The organism is Erwinia sp. LJJL01 (assembly GCF_047300805.2).
In the GTDB taxonomy this organism is placed as follows: Bacteria; Pseudomonadota; Gammaproteobacteria; order Enterobacterales; family Enterobacteriaceae; genus Erwinia; species Erwinia aphidicola.
Genome location: NZ_CP178576.1, coordinates 465,885 through 491,253, shown reverse-complemented (window position 1 = coordinate 491,253; position 25,369 = coordinate 465,885). Strand labels below are relative to the sequence as shown.

At 56.5% G+C, this 25,369-nt stretch carries 24 protein-coding genes, 6 tRNA genes and 1 other RNA gene; 12 read left to right on the top strand and 19 right to left on the bottom strand.

All coding sequences use genetic code 11. From position 1 onward, the window contains the following. Window positions 1-19: 19 nt before the first annotated feature. The 4 genes from cysM to ACLI4M_RS03030 all read left to right on the top strand — a co-directional run bounded on the left by cysM (window position 20) and on the right by ACLI4M_RS03030 (window position 3,806). A complete protein-coding gene (gene cysM / locus ACLI4M_RS03045) occupies window positions 20-898 on the top strand; it encodes a cysteine synthase CysM (protein ID WP_133623115.1) in 879 nt (292 codons plus the stop codon). Window positions 899-1,060: 162 nt separating this feature from the next. Continuing rightward, complete coding sequence (locus ACLI4M_RS03040; protein WP_048915263.1) at window positions 1,061-1,741, top strand: response regulator transcription factor; 681 nt, start codon at window positions 1,061-1,063, stop codon at window positions 1,739-1,741. Next, entirely contained in the window at window positions 1,738-3,090 is a 1,353-nt protein-coding gene (locus ACLI4M_RS03035; protein WP_133623116.1) for an ATP-binding protein, read from the top strand. The genes ACLI4M_RS03040 and ACLI4M_RS03035 overlap by 4 nt, the downstream gene beginning before the upstream one ends. Window positions 3,091-3,110: 20 nt before the next feature. Continuing rightward, window positions 3,111-3,806 (top strand): GntR family transcriptional regulator, encoded by a 696-nt coding sequence (locus ACLI4M_RS03030; RefSeq protein WP_133623117.1) that lies wholly within the window; start codon window positions 3,111-3,113, stop codon window positions 3,804-3,806. 71 nt (window positions 3,807-3,877) lie between these two features. Here the strand turns inward: ACLI4M_RS03030 and crr are convergent, their stop codons facing one another. From crr to cysZ, 6 genes are all read right to left on the bottom strand, one after another. Next, the gene (gene crr / locus ACLI4M_RS03025) at window positions 3,878-4,381 is read right to left on the bottom strand and encodes a PTS glucose transporter subunit IIA (protein WP_012440843.1); all 504 of its coding nucleotides are present in this window, start codon (window positions 4,379-4,381) and stop codon (window positions 3,878-3,880) included. A gap of 42 nt (window positions 4,382-4,423) precedes the next feature. Then, window positions 4,424-6,151: a phosphoenolpyruvate-protein phosphotransferase PtsI gene (gene ptsI / locus ACLI4M_RS03020; RefSeq protein ID WP_048915266.1), complete on the bottom strand. Its 1,728-nt coding sequence runs from the start codon at window positions 6,149-6,151 to the stop codon at window positions 4,424-4,426. Window positions 6,152-6,364: 213 nt separating this feature from the next. Next, the gene (ptsH, locus tag ACLI4M_RS03015; RefSeq protein ID WP_048915267.1) at window positions 6,365-6,622 is read right to left on the bottom strand and encodes a phosphocarrier protein Hpr; all 258 of its coding nucleotides are present in this window, start codon (window positions 6,620-6,622) and stop codon (window positions 6,365-6,367) included. Window positions 6,623-6,751: 129 nt separating this feature from the next. Next, on the bottom strand, window positions 6,752-7,003 hold the full coding sequence (locus ACLI4M_RS03010; protein ID WP_208864921.1) for a hypothetical protein: 252 nt from the start codon (window positions 7,001-7,003) through the stop codon (window positions 6,752-6,754). A gap of 10 nt (window positions 7,004-7,013) precedes the next feature. Further along, complete coding sequence (gene cysK / locus ACLI4M_RS03005) at window positions 7,014-7,985, bottom strand: cysteine synthase A (RefSeq protein WP_048915268.1); 972 nt, start codon at window positions 7,983-7,985, stop codon at window positions 7,014-7,016. 297 nt (window positions 7,986-8,282) lie between these two features. Then, on the bottom strand, window positions 8,283-9,044 hold the full coding sequence (cysZ, locus tag ACLI4M_RS03000; protein ID WP_133623118.1) for a sulfate transporter CysZ: 762 nt from the start codon (window positions 9,042-9,044) through the stop codon (window positions 8,283-8,285). A 220-nt stretch (window positions 9,045-9,264) separates the two neighbouring features. Between cysZ and zipA the strand changes: the two genes are divergently transcribed. The 4 genes from zipA to ACLI4M_RS02980 all read left to right on the top strand — a co-directional run bounded on the left by zipA (window position 9,265) and on the right by ACLI4M_RS02980 (window position 14,098). Further along, window positions 9,265-10,224 carry a cell division protein ZipA gene (zipA, locus tag ACLI4M_RS02995; protein ID WP_133623119.1) on the top strand — a complete coding sequence of 320 codons (960 nt, stop codon included), beginning with the start codon at window positions 9,265-9,267 and terminating at the stop codon, window positions 10,222-10,224. Between the two features lie 70 nt (window positions 10,225-10,294). Continuing rightward, window positions 10,295-12,307 carry an NAD-dependent DNA ligase LigA gene (ligA, locus tag ACLI4M_RS02990; RefSeq protein ID WP_133623120.1) on the top strand — a complete coding sequence of 671 codons (2,013 nt, stop codon included), beginning with the start codon at window positions 10,295-10,297 and terminating at the stop codon, window positions 12,305-12,307. Between the two features lies 1 nt (window position 12,308). Continuing rightward, a complete protein-coding gene (locus ACLI4M_RS02985; protein WP_048915272.1) occupies window positions 12,309-12,521 on the top strand; it encodes a DUF3820 family protein in 213 nt (70 codons plus the stop codon). Window positions 12,522-12,628: 107 nt separating this feature from the next. After that, on the top strand, window positions 12,629-14,098 hold the full coding sequence (locus ACLI4M_RS02980; RefSeq protein WP_133623121.1) for a PhoPQ-activated pathogenicity-related family protein: 1,470 nt from the start codon (window positions 12,629-12,631) through the stop codon (window positions 14,096-14,098). Window positions 14,099-14,148: 50 nt separating this feature from the next. Here ACLI4M_RS02980 and ACLI4M_RS02975 read toward each other — a convergent pair whose 3' ends face one another. Continuing rightward, window positions 14,149-15,171 carry a bile acid:sodium symporter family protein gene (locus ACLI4M_RS02975; protein ID WP_133623122.1) on the bottom strand — a complete coding sequence of 341 codons (1,023 nt, stop codon included), beginning with the start codon at window positions 15,169-15,171 and terminating at the stop codon, window positions 14,149-14,151. A 93-nt stretch (window positions 15,172-15,264) separates the two neighbouring features. Between ACLI4M_RS02975 and ACLI4M_RS02970 the strand changes: the two genes are divergently transcribed. Further along, window positions 15,265-16,185 (top strand): LysR family transcriptional regulator, encoded by a 921-nt coding sequence (locus ACLI4M_RS02970; protein WP_048915277.1) that lies wholly within the window; start codon window positions 15,265-15,267, stop codon window positions 16,183-16,185. Here the strand turns inward: ACLI4M_RS02970 and ACLI4M_RS02965 are convergent. From ACLI4M_RS02965 to ACLI4M_RS02940, 6 genes are all read right to left on the bottom strand, one after another. After that, on the bottom strand, window positions 16,182-16,526 hold the full coding sequence (locus ACLI4M_RS02965) for a FlxA-like family protein (protein ID WP_048915278.1): 345 nt from the start codon (window positions 16,524-16,526) through the stop codon (window positions 16,182-16,184). The two genes, ACLI4M_RS02970 and ACLI4M_RS02965, sit on opposite strands and share 4 nt — an antisense overlap. Window positions 16,527-16,817: 291 nt before the next feature. Continuing rightward, window positions 16,818-16,941, bottom strand: a non-coding RNA gene (locus ACLI4M_RS02960) — RtT sRNA. A 31-nt stretch (window positions 16,942-16,972) separates the two neighbouring features. Then, window positions 16,973-17,048 (bottom strand) — tRNA-Lys (locus ACLI4M_RS02955). Between the two features lie 4 nt (window positions 17,049-17,052). Further along, window positions 17,053-17,128, bottom strand: a tRNA-Val gene (locus ACLI4M_RS02950). Between the two features lie 35 nt (window positions 17,129-17,163). Further along, window positions 17,164-17,239 (bottom strand) — tRNA-Val (locus tag ACLI4M_RS02945). Window positions 17,240-17,291: 52 nt separating this feature from the next. Beyond that, window positions 17,292-17,367, bottom strand: a tRNA-Val gene (locus ACLI4M_RS02940). A 272-nt stretch (window positions 17,368-17,639) separates the two neighbouring features. Here ACLI4M_RS02940 and gltX point away from each other — a divergent pair. Next, window positions 17,640-19,049 carry a glutamate--tRNA ligase gene (gene gltX, locus ACLI4M_RS02935; protein WP_048915279.1) on the top strand — a complete coding sequence of 470 codons (1,410 nt, stop codon included), beginning with the start codon at window positions 17,640-17,642 and terminating at the stop codon, window positions 19,047-19,049. Between the two features lie 45 nt (window positions 19,050-19,094). On the opposite strand, the gene ACLI4M_RS02930 is transcribed toward gltX, so the two are convergent. Beyond that, window positions 19,095-19,445 carry a YfeC-like transcriptional regulator gene (locus tag ACLI4M_RS02930; RefSeq protein ID WP_048915280.1) on the bottom strand — a complete coding sequence of 117 codons (351 nt, stop codon included), beginning with the start codon at window positions 19,443-19,445 and terminating at the stop codon, window positions 19,095-19,097. Between the two features lie 152 nt (window positions 19,446-19,597). After that, window positions 19,598-20,386, bottom strand: coding sequence for a formate/nitrite transporter family protein (locus ACLI4M_RS02925; RefSeq protein ID WP_133623123.1), 789 nt, complete (start codon window positions 20,384-20,386; stop codon window positions 19,598-19,600). 345 nt (window positions 20,387-20,731) lie between these two features. Between ACLI4M_RS02925 and ACLI4M_RS02920 the strand changes: the two genes are divergently transcribed. After that, a tRNA-Ala gene (locus ACLI4M_RS02920) sits at window positions 20,732-20,807 on the top strand. A gap of 50 nt (window positions 20,808-20,857) precedes the next feature. Further along, window positions 20,858-20,933 (top strand) — tRNA-Ala (locus ACLI4M_RS02915). Between the two features lie 154 nt (window positions 20,934-21,087). Here the strand turns inward: ACLI4M_RS02915 and ACLI4M_RS02910 are convergent. The 4 genes from ACLI4M_RS02910 to ACLI4M_RS02895 are packed head-to-tail and all read right to left on the bottom strand — an operon-like array spanning window position 21,088 to window position 25,312. Then, window positions 21,088-22,686, bottom strand: a complete 1,599-nt coding sequence (locus ACLI4M_RS02910) for a rhodanese homology domain-containing protein (protein WP_133623124.1) — start codon at window positions 22,684-22,686, stop codon at window positions 21,088-21,090. Further along, the gene (locus tag ACLI4M_RS02905) at window positions 22,679-23,263 is read right to left on the bottom strand and encodes a cysteine dioxygenase (RefSeq protein WP_133623125.1); all 585 of its coding nucleotides are present in this window, start codon (window positions 23,261-23,263) and stop codon (window positions 22,679-22,681) included. Before ACLI4M_RS02905 ends, ACLI4M_RS02910 begins: the two co-directional genes overlap by 8 nt. Further along, on the bottom strand, window positions 23,256-24,230 hold the full coding sequence (locus ACLI4M_RS02900; RefSeq protein WP_133623126.1) for an ABC transporter substrate-binding protein: 975 nt from the start codon (window positions 24,228-24,230) through the stop codon (window positions 23,256-23,258). Before ACLI4M_RS02900 ends, ACLI4M_RS02905 begins: the two co-directional genes overlap by 8 nt. Then, window positions 24,230-25,312, bottom strand: coding sequence for an LLM class flavin-dependent oxidoreductase (locus tag ACLI4M_RS02895; RefSeq protein WP_133623127.1), 1,083 nt, complete (start codon window positions 25,310-25,312; stop codon window positions 24,230-24,232). The genes ACLI4M_RS02900 and ACLI4M_RS02895 overlap by 1 nt, the downstream gene beginning before the upstream one ends. Window positions 25,313-25,369: the final 57 nt, after the last annotated feature.

Here is a 25,369-nt window from a genome sequence, read left to right as displayed (position 1 = left end):
TCATGCCGGGAATCACACCTTGACCACACTCGAAAATACCATCGGCAATACGCCGCTGATTAAGCTGCAGCGCCTGGCGCCGGACAACGGCAGCGAAATCTGGCTAAAGCTGGAGGGAAATAATCCCGCTGGTTCGGTGAAAGACCGTGCTGCGCTGTCGATGATCCATCAGGCTGAGCTGCGCGGGGAAATTCGCCCCGGCGACGTGCTGATTGAAGCGACCAGCGGCAATACCGGTATCGCGCTGGCGATGATCGCCGCGATGAAAGGGTATGTGCTGAAGCTGCTGATGCCGGAGAATATGAGCATTGAGCGCCAGGCGGCGATGAAGGCCTACGGTGCCGAGCTGATTCTGGTCAGCCGCGAGCAGGGCATGGAGGGCGCGCGTGACCTGGCCGCCGCGATGGCGGCACGCGGGGAAGGCAAAGTGCTGGATCAGTTTAACAACCCGGATAACCCGCTCGGGCATTATCAGACGACCGGGCCGGAAATCTGGCAGCAGAGCGCTGGCCGCCTGACCCATTTTGTCTCCAGCATGGGCACCACCGGGACCATTACCGGCGTCGGCAGGTATCTGAAAGAGCTGAGTAGCTCGGTGGAGATTGTCGGGCTGCAGCCCTCGGAAGGCAGCAGCATTCCCGGCATTCGCCGCTGGCCTGCCGCCTATCTGCCGGGCATCTTCCGTCCTGAGCTGGTAGATCGGGTGATCGATATGTCACAGCAGGAAGCCGAAGAGACGATGCGCCAGCTGGCACAGCGCGAAGGCATCTTCTGCGGGGTCAGCTCCGGCGGCGCGGTGGCGGGAGCGCTACGTATTGCGCGTGAACAGCCCGGCAGCGTCATCGTGGCGATTATCTGCGATCGCGGCGACCGCTACCTCTCAACCGGCGTCTATTAGCCTCCCTTTTTCTCAACGGCGGCAGAACCTTCTGGCGCCACGCCTATCAAATCCTTCCGCCCCTTTTTTCCGCCTTTGTTAGACTGTAAGGATTGGGTAAAAGCGGCTGCTAATTCGTCGGTTTAAGGCGAAAATGGCGGCTATATCATTGAGAGATCCTGTATGAAAATTTTACTGGTCGATGACGACCTCGAATTGGGCACCATGCTCAGTCAGTATCTGATTGCGGAAGGTTTTGACGCCTCGCTGGTTCTGACCGGCAAAGCGGGCGTGGATGGGGCGCTATCTGGCCAGTACCACGCGATGATCCTTGATATTATGCTGCCGGATATGAGTGGGATTGACGTGCTGCGCCAGGTACGACAGAACAGCCGCCTGCCGGTGATTATGCTGACCGCCAAGGGCGACAACATCGATCGCGTGATCGGCCTTGAGATGGGTGCGGATGACTATATGCCGAAGCCATGCTACCCGCGCGAGCTGGTGGCGCGCCTGCGGGCGGTGCTGCGCCGCGTGGAGGAGCAGCCCGTGGTTATTGAGAATAAAGATGTTATCGCCTGGGGCGAGCTGACGCTTAATCCGGCCACGCGCATCAGCGAGTGGCAGCAAAAGCCCTTTGACCTGACGGCATCGGAGTTCAACCTGCTGGACCTGCTGCTGCGCTCGCCGGACCGCGTGGTGTCGAAAGATGAACTCTCTGAAAAGGGGTTAGGCCGCCCGCGTGAAGCTTACGACCGCAGCGTGGACGTGCATATCAGTAATATCCGCCAGAAGCTGGCCGCGCTGACCCATGACACCATCAATATTGAGACGGTGCGCAGTATCGGCTACCGTATCCGATGAAAACCGGCTTCCGCGGCTTCCTGTTTTGGAAGATCCTGATCGGCTTCTGGCTCACCTATATCGCTATTACCCAGCTGCTTTGGCTGGGTTTTAGCTTATATGGCAAGCATCATGAGCCGCCAGAAAACATGGCCACTAAGCGCATCGTTAATTTGCAGATGACGTCGGCCGTCTCGGTGCTGCAGCGCGGCGGGATGGAGGCGCTGAACGATATGATGGTCGACTGGCCGCCTAACGACCGGCGTTTCTTCTCGGTCAAAGTGGTGGCGTCACCGCCGCCGCAGCTTCAGCCGCGCGATGAACTCAACCGCGATCTGGGGCCGGGTGAGTTTCCCAAAGAGGTAACGGAGTGGGTCAAAGGGGCCGATGGCCGCCAGTATCAGCTGAGCTACGACGTGGCGGGGCTGCGCGCTGACAGCTCCATGGGCAGGCATCCTCACAGCATCCTGAACATGCCGGAACCGCTGTTTATCGTCGGCATGGTGTGTGGCCTGCTGTTCAGCCTGATCCTTGCCTGGAACCTGACGCGCCCGATGCGCCAGCTGCGCGCCGGCTTTGCCCGCGTTTCAAAAGGTGACCTTTCGGTGCGTCTGTTCCCGCAGATGCGCCGCCGCCACGATGAGCTGTCGGTGGTGGCGCAGGACTTTGATGCCATGGTCGAGCGCCTGTCGGTGCTGGTCAGCGCCCGTGAGGAGCTGCTGCACGATGTCTCGCACGAGCTGCGCTCACCGCTGGCACGTTTGCAGCTGGCGACCGGGCTGGCGCGCCAGACGCCGGAATCGGTTGGTGCTTCGCTCGACCGCATTGATGAAGAAGCCCGGCGCCTGGATAAAATGATCGGCGAATTGCTGACGCTGTCGCGAGCAGAGCATCAGGCGCTGCCGGATGAGCAGTATTTCGACCTGCTGGGGCTGCTGGAAGCGGTGGCGAACGATGCGCGTTATGAAGCACAGGTTCCCGGCGTTGAAATCCTGTTGTACGCTGATGAGCAGCAGGATTACACCGTCAAAGGGGATGCTAATCTGATCCGCTCGGCGGTGGAGAATGTGGTGCGTAATGCGCTGCGCTTCTCGCTGCAAGGCCAGCAGGTGCAGATAAACCTGCGCCAGGAGCAGGGCTGGCTGATTATCAGCGTGCGCGATCGCGGGCCGGGGGTGGAGGCGGATAAGCTTTCCAGCATTTTCGACCCGTTTGTGCGCGTAAACTCGCCCCTTTCAGGTAAAGGCTATGGCCTTGGGTTATCCATCGTGCGTAAAGTCGTGGCGGCCCATCGGGGTGACGTCAGCGCAATGAATGCCCGTGACGGCGGACTGGAAATCACTCTTCGCCTGCCGCACTGGGTGGTATAAGTATTTAAAGAGGAAACGTCATGAGCGGTGTGAGCAGCGCCAGACAACAGGAAGTGCAGCGCATAGTCGATGCGTTATCAGTGGCTATTGCACAGCATCGGTTAAAACCGGGAGTACGTCTGGTTGAGTCACAAATTGTGGAGGCGTTATCGGCCAATCGCAATCACGTCCAGGCCGCGCTGCAGCGGCTGGCGCTTCAGAAAATTGTGACGATCGCGCCAAATCGCGGCGCGCGGGTTGCACGGCCGCAGGCGCGTGAGGCCAGAGAAGTGTTTATTGCCCGTCGAGCGATTGAAGGCGCAATGATTGCCGCAATTACCCCCGAAAAACTGGCGTGCCATCAGGCCGAAATCGATGCCCATATGCAGGCGGAAAAGCGCGCCATCGCCGGTGAAGATCGCCGTGATATCGTGCGTGAACTGAGCCAGTTCCACCTGCTGCTGGCGAGGATCAGCGATAATCAGGTACTGATTGAGATGCTGGAAAACCTGATGGTGCGCAGCTCGTTAATCGTGGCGTTGTATCAGCGCAATGACAGCCCCGCCTGTCAGTGTCAGGAGCACAGTGCAGTGATTAACGCGTTGAAAGCAGGGGAGGTGGCAGATGCTCAGGCGATGATGAATGAGCACCTGCTTCAGCTGGAGCACCAGCTGGATCTGGATGACACCCCGCTGAATGCCCTCAGCCTGCGTGATGCGCTGCTCTCCAGCTCTTAACCCGGTATCACTGGCATAAAAAAAAGCCCCCCGCAGCTGCCTGCGGGGGGCTTTTGACGTTAACGATAGCGTTACTTCTTGATGCGGATAACCGGAGTTTCACCCACTACAACGCTACCCGTCAGCTTAACCAGCTCTTTGATCTCATCCATATTGGAGATCACCACTGGCGTCAGCGTCGATTTTGCTTTCTCTTCCAGCAGAGCCAGATCGAACTCAATCACGACGTCGCCTTTTTTCACTTTCTGGCCTTCTTCAGCGATGCGCTTGAAGCCTTCGCCTTTCAGCTCAACGGTATCGATACCGAAGTGGACGAACAGCTCAATGCCATTGTCAGATTCGATGGAAAAAGCATGATTGGTTTCGAAAATCTTACCGATGGTGCCATCGACCGGCGCAACCATTTTATTGCCAGTAGGTTTGATAGCGATACCGTCGCCAACAATTTTCTCCGCAAACACGACGTCCGGTACATCTTCGATATTAACGATTTCGCCAGACAGCGGTGCTACGATCTCAATGGCACCAGATGCGGAATCTGACTTATCGCCAAAAAGTTTTGAAAACAAACCCATGTTCTTCTCCTAAGCAGTAATATTGGGCCAGCGTGTCAGGCTTCAGCAGAGTGTTTTTTCTTCAATGAACTTGTTGACCAGGTTCATCAACTCGTCCGCTGTCGGTTGAGCCAGAGCCTGCTCTGCCAATGCCTTCGCATCTTCAAAATTCGTATTACGAATAATTTTCTTGATGCGTGGGATAGAAATGGCACTCATGCTGAATTCGTCCAGCCCCATTCCCAATAACAGTAGTGTAGCACGTTCGTCGCCTGCCAGCTCACCGCACATACCAGTCCACTTGCCTTCGGCATGAGAAGCATCAATAACCTGCTTAATCAGCGTCAGAACGGAAGGAGACATTGGGTTGTAGAGATGGGAAATCAGGTCGTTACCACGATCCACGGCCAGAGTATACTGCGTCAGGTCGTTTGTCCCAATACTAAAGAAATCAACTTCTTTTGCCAGATGGTGAGCGATAACGGCCGAGGCAGGGGTTTCCACCATAATGCCGACTTCAATGCTCTCATCGAAGGATTTGCTTTCAGCACGCAGCTGAGCTTTCAGCGTTTCAAGTTCGGCTTTCAGGAAGCGTACTTCTTCAACGGAAATCACCATCGGGAACATGATGCGCAGCTTGCCAAAGGAGGAGGCACGCAGGATCGCGCGCAGCTGGGCATGCAGAATTTCTTTGCGGTCCATGCAGATACGGATTGCGCGCCAGCCGAGGAACGGGTTGTCTTCTTTCGGCAGGTTCATGTACGGCAGATCTTTGTCACCGCCGATATCCATAGTACGCACGATCACCGCCTGAGAACCCACAGCTTCCGCGACGGCTTTATACGCCTGGAACTGTTCTTCTTCGGTTGGCAGTGAGTCACGGTCCATAAACAGGAACTCGGTGCGGTACAGACCTACGCCTTCCGCGCCGTTGCGCTCTGCACCGGCCACGTCGCGTACGGTACCGATGTTGGCGCAGACTTCAACCTGGTGACCGTCAAGCGTCACGGCAGGCAGATCTTTCAGCTTCGCCAGCTCGTTTTTCTCGCTGAGATACTGGTGAGCGACCGCTTTCAGCTCTTCGATTTTCTCAGGCGTTGGATTCACGTACACCTGGTTATTAACGCCATCGAGGATCAGGAAGTCGTCGTTTTTTACCTGGTTGGTCACATCGCCGGTACCTACGATAGCGGGCAGCTCAAGTGAGCGGGCCATAATCGAGGTGTGTGAGGTGCGGCCACCGATATCGGTGATAAAGCCAAGCACTTTATTCAGGTTCAGCTGCGCGGTTTCTGATGGCGTCAGATCTTTCGCGATCAGTAGAACTTCTTCGTTGATAGCGCTGAGGTCAACGATATGCAGACCAAGGATATTTTGCAGCAGGCGTTTACCGATATCACGGACGTCGGCAGCACGCTCTTTCAGATATTCGTCATCGAGCTCTTCCAGCGCTTTCGCCTGGCCTTCGATCACGGAAAAGGCAGCGGCATCCGCTGTGGCATGCTCGTCTTTAATCAGGGCAATGATTTCCTGCTCAAGCTCTTCATCTTCCAGCAGCATGATATGCCCCTCGAAGATCGCTTCTTTCTCTTCACCGAAGGTTTCCCCGGCTTTGATTTTGATCGCTTCCAGCTGCACGGCAGCCTTTTTACGACCATCAAGAAAACGCTGAACTTCCTGATCGACCTGGTCGGCAGTAATCTTCTTCCGGTTGATGATAATCTCATCTTCTTTCAGCAGAAGCGCCTTGCCAAAAGCGATACCCGGTGATGCTAAAATGCCTGAAATCATAACCCTACCTTTTCTTTCTCTGATAATCATCTGAAGCAAAGTAGCCCAGATGACTGCATCGGTTGATCCACTCAGCGAGCCGGAACAGAATGCAATGTGAGTTGACTACTTTCGGCTACTTTACGAAAGCAACATCGCGGACGTACTGTCCGCGATCAATATTGCAATCATCTGTCCTGAAACACTGCGCTGGACAGCTGGAAAGTGTGCTGATTACTCGAGTTCAGCCATCAGTTTAACCAGATGCTCAACGGCTTTCTGCTCATCTTCGCCTTCTGCTGACAGGGTAACAACGGTGCCCTGAGTCAGACCCAGCGTCTGCAGCTTGAACAGGCTTTTGGCGCTGGCAGATTTGCCGTTAGAAGTAACGGTGATTTCGGAAGAGAAGGCTTTCGCTTCTTTAACGAACTGAGCTGCTGGACGAGTGTGCAGGCCGTTTGGTGCGGTAATGGTGACTTCTTGCTGGAACATTATGTTTCCCCAACTTCATGGTTTGGTGTTGTTGATCCAAAGTCTAGCCTGGGGGCATGACTTTAGCCTGTATTGAGTCGCGCTGGCATGGTATGAAGACTGGCCAAAAAATGCGCTGGTAAGGTGGAGTTAAGATTGAGTGAAAATCCGGGATTTCCGCCTCGCTTTTCCGCCTACCATTATGCCGCGATTACCTTTCAGCGCCAAACCAGTAAATCGATTCAGCTTGATCCAGTTCACGCCGCGATTAATTTTACGGATCGAAATAATTGGCAGTCTAAATACCAGACACACGAGGGTAAAATCAATCTGCAGGGTGACAAAAGTTTGACGCAGTCCACAAAAAAGCACCCGTTCGGGTGCTTTTTCAGACAATTTCATCCAGCCGGCATTACTGCTGCAATTCTTTCTCAGTAAACAGGTCCGCAAACAGGGCGGTTGACAGGTAACGCTCGCCGGAAGAGGGCAGGATTACCACGATATTTTTGTTGGCGAACGCCTCGTCTTCCTGCAGTTTCAGCGCGGCAGCAACGGCTGCCCCGGAAGAGATACCGGCAAGAATACCTTCCTCTTCCATCAGACGACGTGCGGTGGAGATCGCCTCTTCATTGGTGATGGCGACCACGCGGTCAACCAGGTTGAGATCGAGGTTGCCAGGAATGAAGCCAGCGCCGATACCCTGAATTTTATGCGGGCCAGGTTTGATCTCTTCACCAGCAATTGCCTGAGCAATGACCGGCGAGTCGGTCGGTTCCACTGCCACGGTGATAAGGTCTTTTTTGCCTTTGGTGTTTTTGATGTAGCGGCTCACCCCGGTCAGGGTGCCACCGGTACCAACACCGGCAATAAAGACATCCACTTCGCCATCGGTATCTTCCCAGATTTCCGGGCCGGTGGTTTTTTCGTGGATCTCCGGGTTTGCCGGGTTGCTGAACTGCTGTAGCAGCACGAATTTATCCGGGTCACTGGCAACAATCTCTTCTGCCTTGCTGATTGCCCCTTTCATGCCTTTCGCACCTTCGGTCAGCACCAGGTTAGCGCCGAGTGCTTTCAGCAGTTTACGGCGCTCAACGCTCATGGTTTCCGGCATGGTTAGCGTCAGCTTATAACCGCGTGCTGCTGCCACATAGGCCAGCGCAATACCGGTGTTGCCGCTGGTCGGCTCCACCAGTTCGATGCCCGGTTTCAGAATTCCCCGTTTTTCCGCGTCCCAAATCATATTGGCACCGATACGGCATTTGATACTAAAGCTAGGGTTACGCGATTCAACTTTAGCCAGAATGCGTCCATTACCGATGCGGTTCAGTCGAACCAGCGGCGTATGACCGATTGTTAAAGAGTTGTCTTCATAGATCTTGCTCATAGCCTGTCCTTAACTGTCTGAAATTTTGGGATTGGCTTAGAGCATACCTTGTTCAATTTCACAAGGAAGTGAAGAAATCGTATATAGATATGTTCGCTGGAAATAAGCCCTGCCGAAATGGCATAAGGGGCATCTGTAAGCATGAGGAATCAATGCGCAGAGGGCGAACACTGAAGTTTTACCAGGAATATTGGGTTGAATATCATCGCGCCATGACAGGTTTCAGGAGGGAGGGCTGCTTTCCGCACGGCCATCCCTGGCCGTGAGCCTGCTGCAATCAGCGGGGGGAGAGAACGTTTAGCGATGCAGTGCCAGCTGCGCGCGGTAACGATCGACCCACATCGCGGTAGCGCCGCAAACGGCGACGGGCAGGATCACCAAATTCAGAACAGGGATGAGGGTAAACAGGCTGACCAGCGCGCCGAACTGCATATTGTCGGTCTTATTTTGACGCAGGGCAGAGCGCATCTGGCGGAAACTGACCTTGTGGTTATCAAACGGATAGTCGCAGTACTGAATCGATAGCATCCAGGCGCTAAACAGGAACCACAGCACCGGTGCAACGGTTTGACCAAAACCTGGGACAAAATAGAGCAACAGCAGGACCAGCGCACGCGGCAGATAGTAAGCCAGTTTCTGCCATTCACGCTTCATTATGCGCGGCAGATCTTTCACCAGCCCGCTCCAGCCGCTGTCCGGCAGCGGTTTACCGGTCAACCTTCCTTCCAGCTGTTCCGCCAGTAGCCCGCAGAACGGTGCAGCAATCCAGTTGGCAATAGTGGAGAAAAAGTAGCTAAAGACTAAAATGATCGACAACACCACCAGTGGCCAGAGCAGATAGCTCAGCCACTGAAGCCAGCCGGGAACCAGCGCCATCAACTCTGGTATCCACTGGCCCATGCGGTGGAACAACCAGACAAAGGCGCCACCCATCAGGACGATATTCACTAACAGTGGAAGAATGACAAAACGACGGATGCCAGGCAGGCGGATCAGTTTCCATCCCTGAGCAAAATAGTGCACGCCGTTGTATGCGGGGTCGGAATTGTGATGTGACATGGACGGTTTTTCTCCATTATTCGGGCAGGCTGAGGCTATCATAACCCAGCTTTTTCTACTTACCAGGTGCCCTTTGCGCGAAAAAACAGCAAAAAAGCACACCTGGTACGTGATATTTGTCAGAAAATACTGCACGGACTTGCACTTGTGTACTCGGGCAAATACAGTTAGAGGATAAAGTTTGCCGCGGTGGCAAGGTATTGGAACAACAGAGAATACAATGATGCAGGATTTGCGTCTGATATTAATCGTTGTTGGCGCGATCGCCATAATAGCGCTTTTACTGCACGGCTTGTGGACCAGCCGTAAAGAGCGCTCATCGGTTTTTCGCGATCGCCCGCACAAGCGTTTAAAGCAGGACAGAGAAGAAGCGTTCGAGGATGATGAAGAGGGCGTGGGTGAAGTGCGCGTACAGCGTAACCAGCCTGAGCCAACGGACACCTCCCTGGGTGGATTTAATGCCGGGGATGAGCCGCCGCGTCAGCCCAAACCACGTCAGCAGCCAGAACCTGTGCGTCATCAGCCACAAATTGATGAGCAGCCAGAGCTGGATCCGCTGTTTGGCGGTGAGTTGCCGCACGCGCCGGAACCTGAATACGATGAACCGGAAGTTTCAGCGCCGGTGCGTCAGCCTGAGCCTGCTCGCCCGGCCGTCACGCGTGAGCCTGTTAGCCCGCCCGCTGCGCCTGTGCAGCCAGCAGTGACGGAACCGACGGTTGAAGAGATTGCTGAGCAGAAGCGTGAAGAAGCGCGGCGTAAAGAGACCGTTCTGGTACTGCACGTTTCGGCCCACGCCGGTGGCGTGATCAACGGTGAAGCGCTGCTGCAGGGCGTATTGCAGGCTGGCTTCCAGTTTGGCGAAATGAACATCTTCCATCGTCATCTGAACCCAGCGGGCAGCGGCCCGGTCCTGTTCAGCCTGGCGAATATGGTCAAGCCAGGGTCGTTCAACCCGGATAACATGTCCGAGTTTTCCACCCCGGGGGTCTCTATCTTTATGATGGTGCCGTCGTACGGTGATGCCCATCAGAATTTCAAGCTGATGCTGCAATCCGCACAGCGCATCGCCGACGATGTTGGTGGCGTGGTGCTGGATGATGAACGCCGCATGATGACGCCGCAAAAGCTGGAAACTTACAAGGCGCGCATCCGCGACGTTATTGACGCTAACAGCCTCTGAGTTTCCCGCTATAATCGAACTCTTCCCAAACCCCCGTCTTCGGGGGTTTTTTATCTTTGATGGTGCCGCTATGGAATCCGTACAACAACAACTCACCCATCTGCGAACCCAGCTTCGCCACCACGAATACCAGTACCACGTGCTTGATGCCCCCGAAGTCCCCGATGCGGAATATGACCGTCTGATGGCGGAGCTGCGCGCGCTGGAAGCTGAGCATCCTGAACTCATCACCAGCGATTCCCCGACCCAGCGCGTCGGGGCTGCGCCATTAAGCGCCTTCGAGCAGGTGCGTCATGAAGTGCCCATGCTGTCGCTGGATAATGCCTTTGATGAAGAGAGCTACCTGGCATTTAACAAGCGCGTGCAGGATCGCCTGAAAAGCGTGGATGAGATCACCTTCTGCTGCGAGCTGAAGCTCGACGGACTGGCGGTCAGCCTGCTGTATGAGAACGGCGAACTGGTGCGCGCTGCCACCCGTGGCGACGGCACCACTGGCGAAAATATCACGGCTAACGTGCGCACTATTCGCGCCATCCCACTGCGCCTGCGCGGGGAGAATATTCCAGCCCGCGTCGAAGTGCGCGGCGAAGTGTTTATGCCGCAGCCTGGCTTCGAAAAGATGAACGACGAAGCGCGCCGCACCGGCAATAAGGTGTTCGCCAACCCGCGTAACGCCGCCGCCGGGTCGCTGCGCCAGCTTGACCCGCGTATCACCGCCAAACGCCCGCTGACCTTCTTCTGCTACGGTCTTGGCCTGCTGGAAGGCGGTGACATGCCGCGTAGCCATATCGGGCGCTTGCAGCAGTTTAAAGCCTGGGGATTACCGGTCAGTGAACGCGTGCGCCTGTGCCACACCGCGGAAGAAGTGCTGGCGTTTTACCATCAGGTGGAGGCCGACCGCCCGAATCTCGGCTTTGATATCGATGGCGTGGTGATCAAAGTCGATTCGCTCGATCTGCAGGAGCAGCTCGGCTTTGTGGCACGCGCACCGCGCTGGGCGGTGGCGTTTAAATTCCCGGCGCAGGAGCAGATGACCGTGGTGCGCGACGTTGAATTCCAGGTGGGCCGCACCGGCGCGATTACTCCCGTAGCGCGCCTGGAGCCGGTGCTGGTCGCGGGCGTGATGGTGAGTAACGCCACGCTGCATAACGCCGATGAAATTGAACGCCTCGGCCTGAAGATTGGTGACCGCGTGGTGATCCGTCGCGCGGGTGATGTGATTCCCCAGGTGGTCAGCGTGGTGGAGAGCGCGCAACAGGCGCGTGAAGTGCAGTTCCCGACGCACTGCCCGGTCTGCGGCTCGGACGTTGAGCGCGTTGAGGGAGAGGTCGTTGCCCGCTGTACCGGCGGTCTGATCTGCGGCGCGCAGCGCAAAGGGGCGCTTAAACACTTTGTGTCGCGCCGGGCGCTGGATATCGACGGCATGGGCGAGAAGATCATCGACCAGCTGGTGGATAAAGAGTACGTGAAAAATCCGGCGGATCTGTTCGATCTCACCCCCGGCAAGCTGACCGGGCTGGATCGTATGGGGCCGAAGTCGGCACAGAACGTCGTCGACGCGCTGGCGAAAGCTAAACAAACCACCTTTGCCCGCTTCCTCTATGCGCTGGGCATCAGTGAAGTTGGTGAAGCCACCGCTGCTAACCTCGCCGCGCATTTCGGTACCCTGGAGGCGTTAATGGCCGCCGATCTGGAGGCGTTAATCGCCGTACCGGACGTGGGCAAGGTGGTCGCCAGCCACGTGCGTAACTTTATGGATGAAGAGAGCAACCGTGAGGTGATCCGCCTGCTGGTCGAGAAAGCCGGCATCCACTGGCCGGAAGTGGTAGTGGTGAAAGCCGAAGAGATCGACAGCCCGTTCGCCGGGAAAACCGTGGTGCTGACCGGCTCGCTCAGCATTCTCTCGCGCGACGAAGCGAAAGACCGGCTGGTGGCGCTGGGGGCGAAAGTCAGCGGCAGCGTGTCGAAGAAAACCGATCTGGTGATTGCCGGGGAAGCCGCCGGCTCCAAGCTGGTCAAAGCGCAGGAGCTGGGGATTGAGGTGATCGACGAAGCAGAAATGATCCGCTTACTGGGCGAGTGACATGGAAAAACAACACCTGATTGAGATCGCCAATACCGTCATGCCCTACGGCAAATACAAAGGGCGGGTGCTGATCGACCTGCCGGAAGAGTATCTGCTGTGGTTTGCGCGTAAAGATGAGTTCCCGCAGGGGCATCTGGGGGAGCTGATGCAGATCGCGCTGGCGATTAAAATCGAAGGTCTGGAAGGGCTGGTGAAACCGCTTAAGCGCTAGCTTAAACAGTTGATTTGCACCTTAAACAACCTTAGCCATGCGGCAACTGGCACTTTTTACGCGATATCATCGTCAGCTAATGATGATTTTAGCTAAAAGGAACGTTAATGCCGCGTTTAAGTGCTTATATTCTTACTCTGGCTGGCCTCACCGGCGCTGCTTGCTCTACCGCTGCCTGGGCTGATTGTGGTAATCCGCAAGACAGCTTCAGCAGTGTTATCCCCTGCTATCGTGCAGCGCTGGCATCCGAACCGCTGGACTACCACTGGCTAGGCAGCGAAAATCTCGAGCAGCTGGAACTGCGCCACTATTCACTCAACTCTCAGTCCTGGTCACCGGCAGGGTTGGTTCAGCCTGCAGTATGGCAGCACGATGTTGATATCTATATTCCGCAGAATGCGCTTTCCGCCCGGGCGGTGGTATTTATTAATAACGGCACCAATAATCCCGAACCGGGTAAGCCGGCCAAAGCCTCAACCGATATGACCAGAGAGAAATTAGCCTCGCTGGCGCGTAATACCCGCTCGATTATTGTCTCAGTCAGCAATGTCCCGAATCAGCTTCTCACTTACGCTAACGATGCGCAGGCTAAAGCGGAAGATGACAGCGTGGCGCACAGCTGGTCTATTTTTATGCAAGATCCGCAGGCAACGCCAACGATCCCGCTGCACGTACCGATGGCGGCCACGGTGTCGCAGGTGATGAATCTGGCAGAGCGCGAGCTTGATGAGTGGCAGGTGAAAAAATTCATTGTTTCCGGTATTTCAAAACGCGGCTGGACCACATGGCTGGCGGCGATAGCCGATCCTCGCGTTGAGGCTATTGCACCGTTTGCCATTGATTTACTGGGTATTCGCCCTGCGCTAAAGCATATGTATCGCAGCTATGGTAATAACTGGCCAGTGGCATTTTATCCCTATTTCCAAAAAGGGGTGGATACCAGCGTGGAAACGCCACAGTTTGCTGAGTTAATGAAAATTGAAGACCCGCTGGAATATAAAGACAGCGCGTACGGTCAGCGTCTGGAGATCCCTAAATATATTATCAATGCCAGCGGTGATGACTTCTATGTCCCTGATAATAGCCGTTTCTACTTTGACCAGCTGCCGGGGCAAAAATCCCTGCGTATGGCACCCAACAGCGGGCATGCAGGTATCCGTGACTTCGCCGAGCAGTCATTAACCCATTTTGTGAATCGAATCCAGCAGTCGCAGCCGCTGCCGGTGGTAACAACGGCATTGCAGGAGAGCCAGCTAAAAGTAACATTCTCCGAGTCACCCAAAGAGCTTAAGCTCTGGCAGGCAGTAAACCCGGAAGCGCGTGATTTCCGCCACTCCTGTCAGATTGAATACCAGGCAGAAGCGCTGCCGATTAGCGAATCGCTGAATATCAAATTAGCATCACCGGAGAAAGGCTGGCAGGCAACCTACGTTGAAGCCATCTTCGCAGATGGTTTTGTTGCCACAACGCCGGTCTATATTACTCCGGATGATAAATATCCGACGGTTGCGCCAGCGGAGAATGGCCCGGCCTGTAAGACGCTGCCGGGACGTGGCCTGGGGGAAAGTCAGGAATAAAGAGGGGTAACCGTCGCAGCCGCTCGGTCTGCGACGGTAAGTGTGGCACGTTACTTCTGCGATTCAACCACCGCTTTACTACTCGTGGTGGCTTTTTCCCCGGTGGCCAGCTTCTCTCCCGCCTTCTTATAGCGCTGCGCCAGCATTGAACAGACCATCAGCTGCACCTGGTGGAAGATCATCAGCGGCAGAACGATAATCCCCACCGCCGCGGACGGGAACAGAATGTTCGCCATCGGTACGCCGTTTGCCAGGCTCTTTTTCGAGCCGCAGAACAGAATGGTGATCTCATCCGCCCGATTAAAGCCGAACAGCTTCGCGGCGGCCAGGTTAACGGCCAGCACCACAAACAGCAGGCCAAGGCTGCCGACCACAATCCATACCAGGGTCATCGCCCCCACGCGGTGCCAGATACCGTTGACCACCGCTTCACTAAAGGCGGAGTAAACTACCAGCAGAATCGACGCCTGGTCAGTTTTACCAATCAGGCCACGGTTGCGCTCAACCCATCCGGCAATCCAGCGGCGCGACAGATGACCAATCACGAACGGCACCAGCAGCTGCAGCATAATGCGACCGATCTGCGCCAGGCTGCCGCCCGGGACGTCGCTGTGGACGTTCATCAGCAGGCCAACCAGCAGAGGAGAGATAAATACCCCCAGCAGGCTGGAAGCCGAAGCGCTGCACACCGCCGCCGCAACGTTCCCCCCGGCCAGAGAGGTCAGGGCAATCGATGACTGAACGGTAGCCGGCAGGATCGACAGATACATAAAGCCGGTATAAATCTCGGTGCTGAGATTAAGCGGATGCCACCAGACAAACAGCATGCCCAGCGCCGGGAACATGACGAAGGTGCTGAACATTACCCACAGGTGCAGACGCCAGTGGCCGCCGCCGGCGATGATTTTCTCCCGCGACAGCTTGGCGCCGTGCATAAAGAACAGCAGGGCGATCGCGGCGGTAGTCAGCCACTCAAAGAAATCAACAAAATGGCCGCGCGCAGGCAGGAAAGAGGCCAGCAGCACGGTGATAATCAGTTTCAACATCAGTGGGTCGATACGAAAAATACGCATGTTAATGCCCGGTTAAAAAAACATGCGGCTATTGTGCGCTGAGGAGGTTTAGAAATAAAATTGATTTATTGAATTCATATATGAGAAAAATCGATGAATTATACGCTTCGTCAGCTGCGCGTGTTTGTTGCCGTGGCCCAGCAGGGCAGTTTCAGCCAGGCGGGGCAGCTGATTGGCCTGAGCCAGTCTGCCGTCAGCCATAGCATTAAAGAGTTGGAAAACGAAATGGGTATTCGCCTGCTGGATCGCACTACCCGTGAAGTGCTGCTGACCGAAGCAGGTGAGCAGCTCGCCAGCCGCCTTGAACGCCTGTTAGAGGAGCTGAACAACACGCTGCTGGATGTGCGCAGCTACGGGCAGCAGCGCAGCGGGACGGTGCGTGTGGCAGCCAGCCAGACCATCTCCGCACACCTGATGCCGCAGTGCCTGGCGGCTGGGCAGCTGCATTACCCGGAGATCAAAGTGATGCTGCGCGACCGCCCTCAGCAGTGGGTGCTGCAAAGCATTCGCAATGCGGAAGTGGATTTTGGCATTGTCGTCGGGCCACTGCAGGCCGACGATCTGGAGTCGGAGGCGATCCTCGATGAACCCTTTCTGCTGCTGTGCCGTCAGGATGACCCGCTGGCAGCGCAGGCGACCATCCACTGGCATATGCTGAATCAGCGCACGCTGGTATTACAGGATTATGCGTCCGGTAGCCGGGTGCTGATTGATGAGGCACTGCGCGTGCAGCAGGTGCAGGCGGAAATCGCCCAGGAGATTGGCCATCCGGCCACGCTTTACCCGATGGTGGAAGCAGGGATTGGTATCAGCATTTTGCCTGCATTGGCCCTGCCGTTACCGCAGGGCAGGCCGCTGATGGTCAAGCGCATTCTGCCGGAAATAAATCGCACCATTATGCTGATACGGCGTAAAAACCGCTCGCTGACGCCTGCGGCAGAAGCTATCTGGCAGGAAGTGCGTCAGCAGGCGGAACTGCTGACGCAACAGCGGGCCAGTGCGCCGCCGTTTTAGATATAAACGTTCAGCGTATTGGTTGCCGTTGGGCGGTTAACGCCGTCAGCAACTTTACTGCTGCCGCTATCAGGCTGCTTACTCGCTTCCTGCTTTTCCGCCGCTTTTTCCGCCTGCTGCTGCTGGATTTGCGCCAGCTGTGCCTGCAGCATCGCGATCTGGCCTTCGATCATCTGCTGCTGCTCAGACTTCTGCTCATCCGTCAGCTCATGGTCATCACTCAGGCTTTTAAGCTGGTTTTCCAGCGCGATGATTTGCTTGGTGATGCTGGTGGTTTGTGAAGCTGAGCTGCCGCTGCCTGAACTGCTGGCGACGCTGCTACTGCTGCCGATAGTGCTCATCTCTGTCTCCTTTGTCATTAACCAATACGGGTTATCGGACGGGATCGCATAAGACTTGAGGCGTTAAAGCGTAAAAGGAGTGATAAGAAAGTGCAAAGAGGGGCAGGGTGACCAGTAAAGTTGGGGGAATTGCGCGGCAAATACGGGACGACCAGAAAAGCGGTCGTCCCCTACGAAACCCGGCGCGATATGCGACTTACCAGCCTGTAGTGGCTGACCCTCTTTTTCGGTCAGCCAGAATCGCACAGAATCGCACATAGCAAAAAGGCGCCTTTGGGCGCCTTCTTACATTGGTGGGTCGTGCAGGATAACTCGGCTTCGCCTCGCCCTTCGGGTCGTTGCTGGCGCAACGCTGTCTCACTGCGTTCGACCCGAACCTGCTGCAGGTTCGAACCCCGCCCGAATCGCATATAGCAAAAAGGCGCCTTTAGGGCGCCTTCTTACATTGGTGGGTCGTGCAGGATTCGAACCTGCGACCAATTGATTAAAAGTCAACTGCTCTACCAACTGAGCTAACGACCCGATATGGTGGGTGATGACGGGCTCGAACCGCCGACCCCCTCCGTGTAAAGGAGATGCTCTACCAACTGAGCTAATCACCCATATCGTCACGCGGGCCAGAAATCTTACTGAGATATGGTGGGTGATGACGGGCTCGAACCGCCGACCCCCTCCGTGTAAAGGAGATGCTCTACCAACTGAGCTAATCACCCATATCTCGAATCTCTGGGTACTGCATTTTCGCGGGCATCATTCATCAAATGATGGTGGGTGATGACGGGCTCGAACCGCCGACCCCCTCCGTGTAAAGGAGATGCTCTACCAACTGAGCTAATCACCCCCGCTGTGTGGAGTCGCATTATAGGGAGTCGCCGAAATGAGTCAACGCTTTTTCAATGTAAAATGTGTGTTCGTCGTAAAAATAGTCAGGAAGTGGTGATTTCAGGCAAAAACAGCGGGTTGCTGAACGAAATCAAGGCAATGTTCCCCCGGCAGACGGGGAATGGCGTTGAGGATTCGACGACAGATGGTAGAATGTGCCCCACAAAAATCAGAACGTGACAGCACGCTTCTGACACTGGCCAAAGCATCCGCGTAATAAGGCATTCATTAATGAAAATCAAAACCCGCTTCGCTCCCAGCCCAACTGGCTATCTGCACGTTGGCGGCGCTCGTACCGCACTTTACTCCTGGCTATTTGCCCGCAATCACGGCGGCGAGTTTGTGTTGCGTATTGAAGACACCGATCTGGAGCGTTCAACTCAGCAGGCGATCGATGCCATTATGGATGGCATGAACTGGCTGAATCTCAACTGGGATGAAGGCCCTTACTACCAGACCAAGCGTTTTGACCGTTACAACACGGTGATTGACCAGATGCTGGAAGCGGGTAGCGCGTATAAGTGCTACTGCTCTAAAGAGCGTCTGGAAACGCTGCGCGAAACCCAGATGGCAAACAACGAAAAGCCACGCTACGACGGCCGCTGCCGCGACAGCCATGAGCATCATGCGGATGATGAACCTTGCGTGGTGCGTTTCCGCAACCCGCAGGAAGGTTCGGTTATTTTTGACGACCAGATCCGTGGCCCGATCGAGTTCAGCAACCAGGAGCTGGATGACCTGATCATTCGCCGTACCGATGGTGCGCCGACCTATAATTTCTGCGTAGTGATTGACGACTGGGATATGGAAATTACCCACGTTATTCGTGGTGAAGACCACATCAACAACACGCCGCGTCAGATCAACATCCTGAAAGCGATTGGCGCGCAGGTGCCCGTGTATGCCCACGTTTCAATGATCCTCGGCGATGACGGTAAGAAACTCTCCAAGCGCCACGGTGCGGTCGGCGTAATGCAGTATCGCGATGACGGCTATCTGCCGGAAGCGCTGCTGAACTATCTGGTGCGCCTGGGCTGGTCACACGGTGACCAGGAGATTTTCACCCTTGAAGAGATGACCAAACTGTTCGATCTCGATCAGGTCAGCAAATCTGCCAGCGCGTTTAACACCGAAAAGCTGCAGTGGCTGAACCACCACTATATCAACAGCCTGGCTCCGGAATACGTGGCTACCCACCTGCAGTGGCATATCGAGCAGGAAAACATTGATACCCGCACCGGTCCTGAGCTGGCGCAGCTGGTAAAACTGCTGGGTGAACGCTGCAAGACGCTGAAAGAGATGGCGGCGTCCTGCCGCTATTTCTATGAAGAGTTTGCTGAGTTTGATGCTGATGCCGCGAAGAAGCACCTGCGTCCGGTTGCGCGTCAGCCGCTGGAAGTGGTGCGTGACAAGCTGGCTGCTATCAGCGACTGGACGGCGGAAAACGTCCATCAGGCGATTCAGGCGACGGCGGATGAGCTGGAAGTCGGCATGGGCAAGGTTGGCATGCCGCTGCGTGTCGCGGTGACCGGTGGCGGTCAGTCTCCTGCGCTGGACGTGACAGTGCATGCTATTGGAAAGTCACGCAGCGTGGCGCGCATTGAGAAGGCGCTGGCGTTTATTGCCACCCGCGAAGCCTAACCCTCCGCCATTAAAAAACCCGGCCGCCAGGCCGGGTTTATAGTATTAACTACTGATACCCAATCGCTGCAAAATCCCCTGAATTCCCTCGCGTAGCAGCATCGCTGCCAGCTTCTCCTGTTCCTCATGGCTCAACTGCTGCAATGAAGTCACTAAAAGTGCGGGAAGAGAATTTTGATTGACGCGGTACTGGGCATTAGGCTCTGCAGCATGACGTGTCGATTTCAAAAAGAGCTTTACGCGTTCATCAATATGAATCATGCGTGCTTTTCCACCTTGAACACCGGGCTTCGGTGCGGTCGTCCAAGCCTCTTTCTTCACCCATTTATTTATGGTCTGTCTGCTAAAACCTGTTTGCTGTGCCAGTTCTTCCGGCGTTAACCAATCCTTTTTCACTTTACCATCCCTTTTGCCGAATAAAGTCATTGTGCATATTACAACAATTCATCACATGAACAACTAACACAAATTACTAACTCTGGCAGAACGAAGAGTAAAAAAGTTGAGGAGGATCTGAAATACCCCTGCATAAGCAGGGGATAGCACGATTAGCGGGAAGTCGAGCTTGCTGGCTGCGGTGCACGAAATGCAACAAAGTAGGCCAGACCCACAAAAATAGCACCGCCGACGGCGTTACCAAGGAATACCGCAATAAAGTTTGGCAGGTATTCGCCCCAGCTCAGGTAACCGGCAAAAATGGCCGCAGGAACGATAAACATGTTCGCGACAACGTGCTGGAAGCCAATAGCCACAAACGCCATCACCGGGAACCACATGCCAAAGATTTTGCCCACCACGTCTTTACTGGCAAAAGCCAGCCAGGTCGCCAGGCAGACCAGCCAGTTACAGCCCACGCCGGAGATAAACGCGTGCATGAAATCGGCGTTAACTTTGGCGCTGGCAATAGCGACGGTTTTTTTCAGGTAGTCGCCTTCGGTCATGCCGAGCATATGGCCAAAGAACCAGGCGATAGCCACGCTGCCAATAAAGTTAGCAACGGTGACCCAGAACCAGTTACGCATGACGCTCAGCGCACTGATTTGACGTGCGAACCAGGCGACGGGCATCACCATCATATTTCCGGTCAGCAGTTCACCGCCCGCCAGCACGGTGATAATAATCCCCACCGGGAATACCGCTGCGCCCAGCAGGGTGCCAAAAGAGCCCCAGTCTGCTGGAAGCTGGTTAACGACGTGAATATAGAGCAGGAAACCGAATGCAATAAACGCACCGGCAAGAAAACCAAGGATCAGTAATGAGGAAACCGGGGTGCGGCTTTTAACCACGCCAGACTCAACGGCAACGGCCGCAATTTCTTTTGGTGTGTGCAATGACATAATAACTCTGGTGGTGTAGTGACAAAAAGGGCCGGATTCTGCGGGCGGTTAAATACGCTTGTATCCAGCGCACAAGGGGATCCGGCAACAAAAAACGCCGCAGTTTTGCACGCTCAATTAACAAAAACAAGTAGCTTTTAGGAGTGTTTTAACCTGCGCTTAACAGAAAAAGTGCTCAGGCAGATATAGAGGCATGAGACCGCCGCAGAAAACAGAGAGTTAGCGCTTTCTTGCCCGCTTTGACGGCTTTTTCAGCGATCGATCTCAGATTATCATTTTGCCGTTGACACCAACCCCACCGTTTCATATTATCCCCGCCGTCAACACGACACGGTTTTTCGGCTTGGGGGTATAGCTCAGCTGGGAGAGCGCTTGCATGGCATGCAAGAGGTCAGCGGTTCGATCCCGCTTATCTCCACCAAATCTTCACCAGCAGATTGGGTGGCACCGAAAAATCGCAGAGTTAGTAGTGGGGGTATAGCTCAGCTGGGAGAGCGCTTGCATGGCATGCAAGAGGTCAGCGGTTCGATCCCGCTTATCTCCACCAAATTCTTAATGATGTGAACAATAATCTGCTCAGGCGGATTTTTTTTCGTCTGCGTTTTATCAGGGGCAGGCTACAACTACCGGCCAGAAACCGCTGTCGCGGTCGGTCTGGACGTACGCCCGCCCCCTGTTTCGGCATAGCGACGCGACGAATTTTACCCCGTCAGCACGCTAAACCCATGCGTGCCGTCGCGCTCCAGCTGCGCCACCAGACCATACTCCCAATCGAGATACGCCTGCATAGCCTCGGCGGAGTTATCCGTACCCTCATAAGGGCGGCGATAGCGATCGATGCGCGGCAGCAGCAGGGCTGTTTCCCCAGCTTCCACCGGCAATTCCGCCGCTTTCCATGCCGTATTTCCGCCCTTCAGCACGATAACCGCTTTACCCGTCAGCGCTTCCAGCTGTGCCACTGCATAGCGTGCCAGCATACTGCTGCCGCAGGTCACCACGTAACGCTGCGCGGCGGGCAGAATGGCCGCACCCTGCTGCGTCAGTGCCGAGCGCTGAAGCCAGGCCGCACCGGGAATATGCGCGTTGACGTAATTGGCGCTGGTGGTGAAATCCAGCACCTGCGTATCGCCCTCTGCAAGCCAGTTGGCCAACTGATGCGGTTCAACTTCCTGCTGAGCTGGCAGAGGTGGGATAAGCGGTGCCCAGCCGCCGCTGGCGCTGAAATCTTGCGCGCACAGGTCGTCCAGCACCCACACCTGCCAGCCCAGCTGTGCCAGCCACGAGCCGGTGCTGTTGGCGCGCACGCCGTCATCGTCGATTAGCACGATCCACCCGCCGCGCACGCTGGCATAGTGGTCCGTCTCCTGCACCAGCTGGCCACCGGGCACATGACGGCTGCCCGGCAGATGGCCGTGTTCGTATTCGCTGGCGGCGCGCACATCAAACAAATAAACGGTGTGCTGCTGCTGGCGCTGCCACAGCTGTACTTCTTTCAGCGTGGTGCGCTGCACGCCGGCTTTATCTGCCAGCGTCCTCGCCTGGCGCGCCGCCTGCACTCGCGCGGTATCGCTGGTGCCTGCATACTGGCGTGACTGTCCGTGCTCCAGCGCCAGGCCGGCCAGCGTCCAGCCGATGGTGCCGTTGCGCAGGGCGAAAAGCGGGTTACGTACGCCGGCGTTGACCAGCGACTGCGTGCCGATAATGCTGCGCGTGCGTCCGGCGCAGTTAACAATAATAGTGGTTTCCGGTGAAGGGGCGAGATCGCGCACGCGCAGCGCCAGCTCGCCGCCCGGCACGCTGATGCTGCCGGGAATGCTCATGGTCTGGTACTCATCAAAGCGGCGCGCGTCGAGCACCACCACCGGTTTGCCGCTGCGAAGCAGTGCATCGACCTCTTCGGCACTGAGTGAAGGGGTTGCGGCGCAGCTTTCGACCAGCTCGCCAAACGCTTTGCATGGCGAATTGACGTCGATGAACAGTTCGCCTCCGGCTTCACGCCAGCCTGCCAGATCGCCCGCCAGCAGGGCAATATCCTGATAGCCAAGCTCGTGCAGCCTGAGCGCCGCAGCCCGCGCCAGCCCGCTGCCATTGTCATACAGCGTCACCGGGGTATTCAGCCGCGGAATGCGGTTAAGGATTTCGATATCCAATTTGGAGTACGCGATATTCACCGCGAACAGCGGGTGCCCGCTGGCGTAGTCGGCCTCTTCGCGCACATCGACCAGCGCCACCTCCTGGCGATTAAGCAGCGCGTGGCGCAGCTGATGATAGTCGCGGGTAAGCGGATTGAATTCAGTCATGTGAGAGATCCCAGATATTTGGTAAATGCGTGTTGTTGTAGCCGGAAATAAACGGTTTTTCACTGCCGTCATCAAGGTAGACCGCCCGGCGCACGCCGCCGATATTGCCGCCGTAGACGTGAATGCTGACCGAGGTGCGGTCACCCCAGGCATTGCTGACGCGGTGGATATCGCCCACCTGCGGCGACACCGCCTCAACCGTACCTGGCTCCAGCCGCACAGCGTGGCCGTCGGGTTGCAGGCCGCTTTCCGTCAGGCGATAGCCTTGCGAAACCTCGGCACCGCGCAGCATGCCGATCAGCCCCCAGACGCGGTGATCGTGTACCGGCGTGGTCTGGCCCGGCCCCCAGACAAAGCTCACCACTGAAAAGCGCTGCTGCGCGTCGGCATACAGCAAGTATTGCTGGTAGCGCGCGGGATCGGGCTGGGCGAACTCATCGGGCAGCCAGTCATCAACGCGCACCAGCTCTTTAAGCAGTGCACTGCCGTGCAGCAGGATCTCCTGCTGCTGCGGCTTCTCGTCGAGCAGGCTCGCCAGCCCGGCGAGAAAGGTACGCAGTCGTTGTGGATTACTCATGGGGGTTCTCCCCGGCGGCGATGCGGTTGGCCGCGTCGGCCAGCGAATAATCGAAGGCGTTATGCACATCGATGGCTTTTGGCAGTACCTTATAGCGATAGAAGAAGTCCGCTGACTTTTGCAGCGTTGCCGCCAGCTGCGGATTAAAATGGGTCGGGCGGATCTGCGCAGAGGCGATCCAGCGCTGGGTAATGCTGACCGGCATGTTGAGTGATTGACTCAGTGCCTGCGCAAACTGTTGCGGATGCTGCTGTGCCCAGATTTGCGCTTTCGCCAGCCTTGCCAGCAGGTCACTAATAGCCTGGCGTTTACCGCTCTCTTTCAGCGCCTCTTCACGCGCCAGCGCATAGGAGTAACCGGAAAGAATGCCCTTGCCGCCGCCCTGCGGTACCAGCACGGCGTGGTCGACCACGATAGCGGAGGAGACATACGGCTCCCAGGTGGCCCAGGCATCAACCGATCCGGTCGCCAGCGCGGCGCGCCCGTCCACCGGCCCAAGGAAGCGCATCGTGACATCCTGCGGTTTCAGTCCGGCACGCTCCAGCAGGCCAAGCAGCAGAAAGTGCCCCCAGCCGCCGCGATTGACCGCAATCTGCTTACCTTTCAGATCTTGCAGGCTGTGGATGCCGCTGCCGGGGCGGGCCAGCAGGGCGATGCTGTCGGCGTTATTCTGCCAGGCACCGACCGCTTTCACCGGCGCGCCGGCGGCATAGACGAACAGAAACGGCAGGTCGCCGGTAAAGCCAACGTCAAGCGCCCCGGCATTGAGCGCTTCCTGCACCGGCGCACCGGAATCAAACGAGCTGAGCTTGAGCTCGTAAGGCAGATTATCGAGCTGTCCCGAGGCGCGCAGCGAGATAAAGCGGTCGCCTTTGACATCGCCCAGCCGCAGCGTGACTTTTTCCGCCGCCAGTGCCGAGGTCGCCACCGCCGCCAGCAGCAGGGCGTAAAGTGCATGACGTCTCATCAGGCGCTCCTTGCCACGCGGCGAGCCGCCACTTTTTCCCGCGTCAGGGGGATCAGCTCGCGGCCATACTCCAGCGCATCATTGAGCGGGTCGAAGCCGCGTATCAGCACGCTCTCAATGCCGAGATCGTAATATTTGAGTAGCGCATCAGACACCTGATCCGGCGTGCCGACCAGGGAGGTGGAGTTATAGCCGCCGCCGACCAGCTGTGCGATGCCGGTCCACAGCACGCTGTCGAGACGCTCACCTTCACTGGCGGCGGCCATCAGGCGCTGCGCCCCCACGCTTTGCGGCTTGGTGGAGCCAAAATTGTGGCCGCTCTCATGCAGCCTTTTGCGCGCCTCTTCGCGGATATATTCCGCTTTCTCCCAGGCTTCTTTTTCCGTGGCGGCAATAATCGGGCGGAAGGAGATATTAAAACCGATCTCACGCCCGTGGCGGGCGGCTGCGGCGCGCACGGTGCGCACGGTTTCCGCCGCGCCTTTCAGCGGTTCTCCCCACAGCGCAAACACATCGGCGTGACGAGCCGCCACGCCGATCGCTTCGTCGGAGGAACCGCCAAAATAGATCGGCAGCTTACCCTGCACGGGCTTTACCGCCGAAAATGCCTGCTCCGCCTGATAATACTCGCCCTGATGATCGTAAGGCTGCGCGGAGGTCAGGCTGCTGTTCAGCACGCTGAGGAAGTCGTCGGTGCGCGCATAGCGCTGGGTTTTATTCAGATAGTCACCGTCGCGGCGCTGCTCGGCATCGCTGCCGCCGCTGATGATATGCACCGCCAGGCGGCCGTCGGTTAACTGGTCAAGCGTTGCCAGCTTGCGCGCCGCCAGCGTTGGCGAGACGAAGCCGGGGCGATGCGCCAGTAAAAACTTCAGCGTTGAGGTATTGGCCGCCGCATGGGCGGTGACCAGAAAACCGTCGGGTTGATCGGACCAGTAGCCGATCAGAATGCGGTCGAACCCCGCGTCCTCGTGGGCGCGGGCGAAGTCGGCAATATACTGTTTGTTAAACACCGGGCCGCTGGCGCTAATGGTTTCCGAGGCCAGGCGGTGGCCAATCATACCGAGGAACTGAATGCTCATGCTGTGCTCTCCGTGGTGAACGCCGCGCACTGGCGGGGTGAGAGCCAACCCTAAAGC

What these genes read in the sequence shown, in the direction of transcription:
- ACLI4M_RS03010 (WP_208864921.1), bottom strand. Translation starts at nt 7,003, where the DNA reads ATGAAATTGTCTGAAAAAGCACCCGAACGGGTGCTTTTTTGTGGACTG.
- ACLI4M_RS02985 (WP_048915272.1), top strand. Translation starts at nt 12,309, where the DNA reads ATGGAAAAACAACACCTGATTGAGATCGCCAATACCGTCATGCCCTAC.
- ACLI4M_RS02910 (WP_133623124.1), bottom strand. Translation starts at nt 22,686, where the DNA reads ATGACTGAATTCAATCCGCTTACCCGCGACTATCATCAGCTGCGCCAC.
- ACLI4M_RS02895 (WP_133623127.1), bottom strand. Translation starts at nt 25,312, where the DNA reads ATGAGCATTCAGTTCCTCGGTATGATTGGCCACCGCCTGGCCTCGGAA.
- ptsH (WP_048915267.1), bottom strand. Translation starts at nt 6,622, where the DNA reads ATGTTCCAGCAAGAAGTCACCATTACCGCACCAAACGGCCTGCACACT.
- ACLI4M_RS02905 (WP_133623125.1), bottom strand. Translation starts at nt 23,263, where the DNA reads ATGAGTAATCCACAACGACTGCGTACCTTTCTCGCCGGGCTGGCGAGC.
- cysZ (WP_133623118.1), bottom strand. Translation starts at nt 9,044, where the DNA reads ATGTCACATCACAATTCCGACCCCGCATACAACGGCGTGCACTATTTT.
- crr (WP_012440843.1), bottom strand. Translation starts at nt 4,381, where the DNA reads ATGGGTTTGTTTTCAAAACTTTTTGGCGATAAGTCAGATTCCGCATCT.
- ACLI4M_RS02975 (WP_133623122.1), bottom strand. Translation starts at nt 15,171, where the DNA reads ATGCGTATTTTTCGTATCGACCCACTGATGTTGAAACTGATTATCACC.
- ptsI (WP_048915266.1), bottom strand. Translation starts at nt 6,151, where the DNA reads ATGATTTCAGGCATTTTAGCATCACCGGGTATCGCTTTTGGCAAGGCG.
- ACLI4M_RS02980 (WP_133623121.1), top strand. Translation starts at nt 12,629, where the DNA reads ATGCCGCGTTTAAGTGCTTATATTCTTACTCTGGCTGGCCTCACCGGC.
- ligA (WP_133623120.1), top strand. Translation starts at nt 10,295, where the DNA reads ATGGAATCCGTACAACAACAACTCACCCATCTGCGAACCCAGCTTCGC.
- ACLI4M_RS03040 (WP_048915263.1), top strand. Translation starts at nt 1,061, where the DNA reads ATGAAAATTTTACTGGTCGATGACGACCTCGAATTGGGCACCATGCTC.
- zipA (WP_133623119.1), top strand. Translation starts at nt 9,265, where the DNA reads ATGATGCAGGATTTGCGTCTGATATTAATCGTTGTTGGCGCGATCGCC.
- gltX (WP_048915279.1), top strand. Translation starts at nt 17,640, where the DNA reads ATGAAAATCAAAACCCGCTTCGCTCCCAGCCCAACTGGCTATCTGCAC.
- ACLI4M_RS03030 (WP_133623117.1), top strand. Translation starts at nt 3,111, where the DNA reads ATGAGCGGTGTGAGCAGCGCCAGACAACAGGAAGTGCAGCGCATAGTC.
- ACLI4M_RS02925 (WP_133623123.1), bottom strand. Translation starts at nt 20,386, where the DNA reads ATGTCATTGCACACACCAAAAGAAATTGCGGCCGTTGCCGTTGAGTCT.
- cysK (WP_048915268.1), bottom strand. Translation starts at nt 7,985, where the DNA reads ATGAGCAAGATCTATGAAGACAACTCTTTAACAATCGGTCATACGCCG.
- ACLI4M_RS03035 (WP_133623116.1), top strand. Translation starts at nt 1,738, where the DNA reads ATGAAAACCGGCTTCCGCGGCTTCCTGTTTTGGAAGATCCTGATCGGC.
- ACLI4M_RS02900 (WP_133623126.1), bottom strand. Translation starts at nt 24,230, where the DNA reads ATGAGACGTCATGCACTTTACGCCCTGCTGCTGGCGGCGGTGGCGACC.
- ACLI4M_RS02965 (WP_048915278.1), bottom strand. Translation starts at nt 16,526, where the DNA reads ATGAGCACTATCGGCAGCAGTAGCAGCGTCGCCAGCAGTTCAGGCAGC.
- ACLI4M_RS02970 (WP_048915277.1), top strand. Translation starts at nt 15,265, where the DNA reads ATGAATTATACGCTTCGTCAGCTGCGCGTGTTTGTTGCCGTGGCCCAG.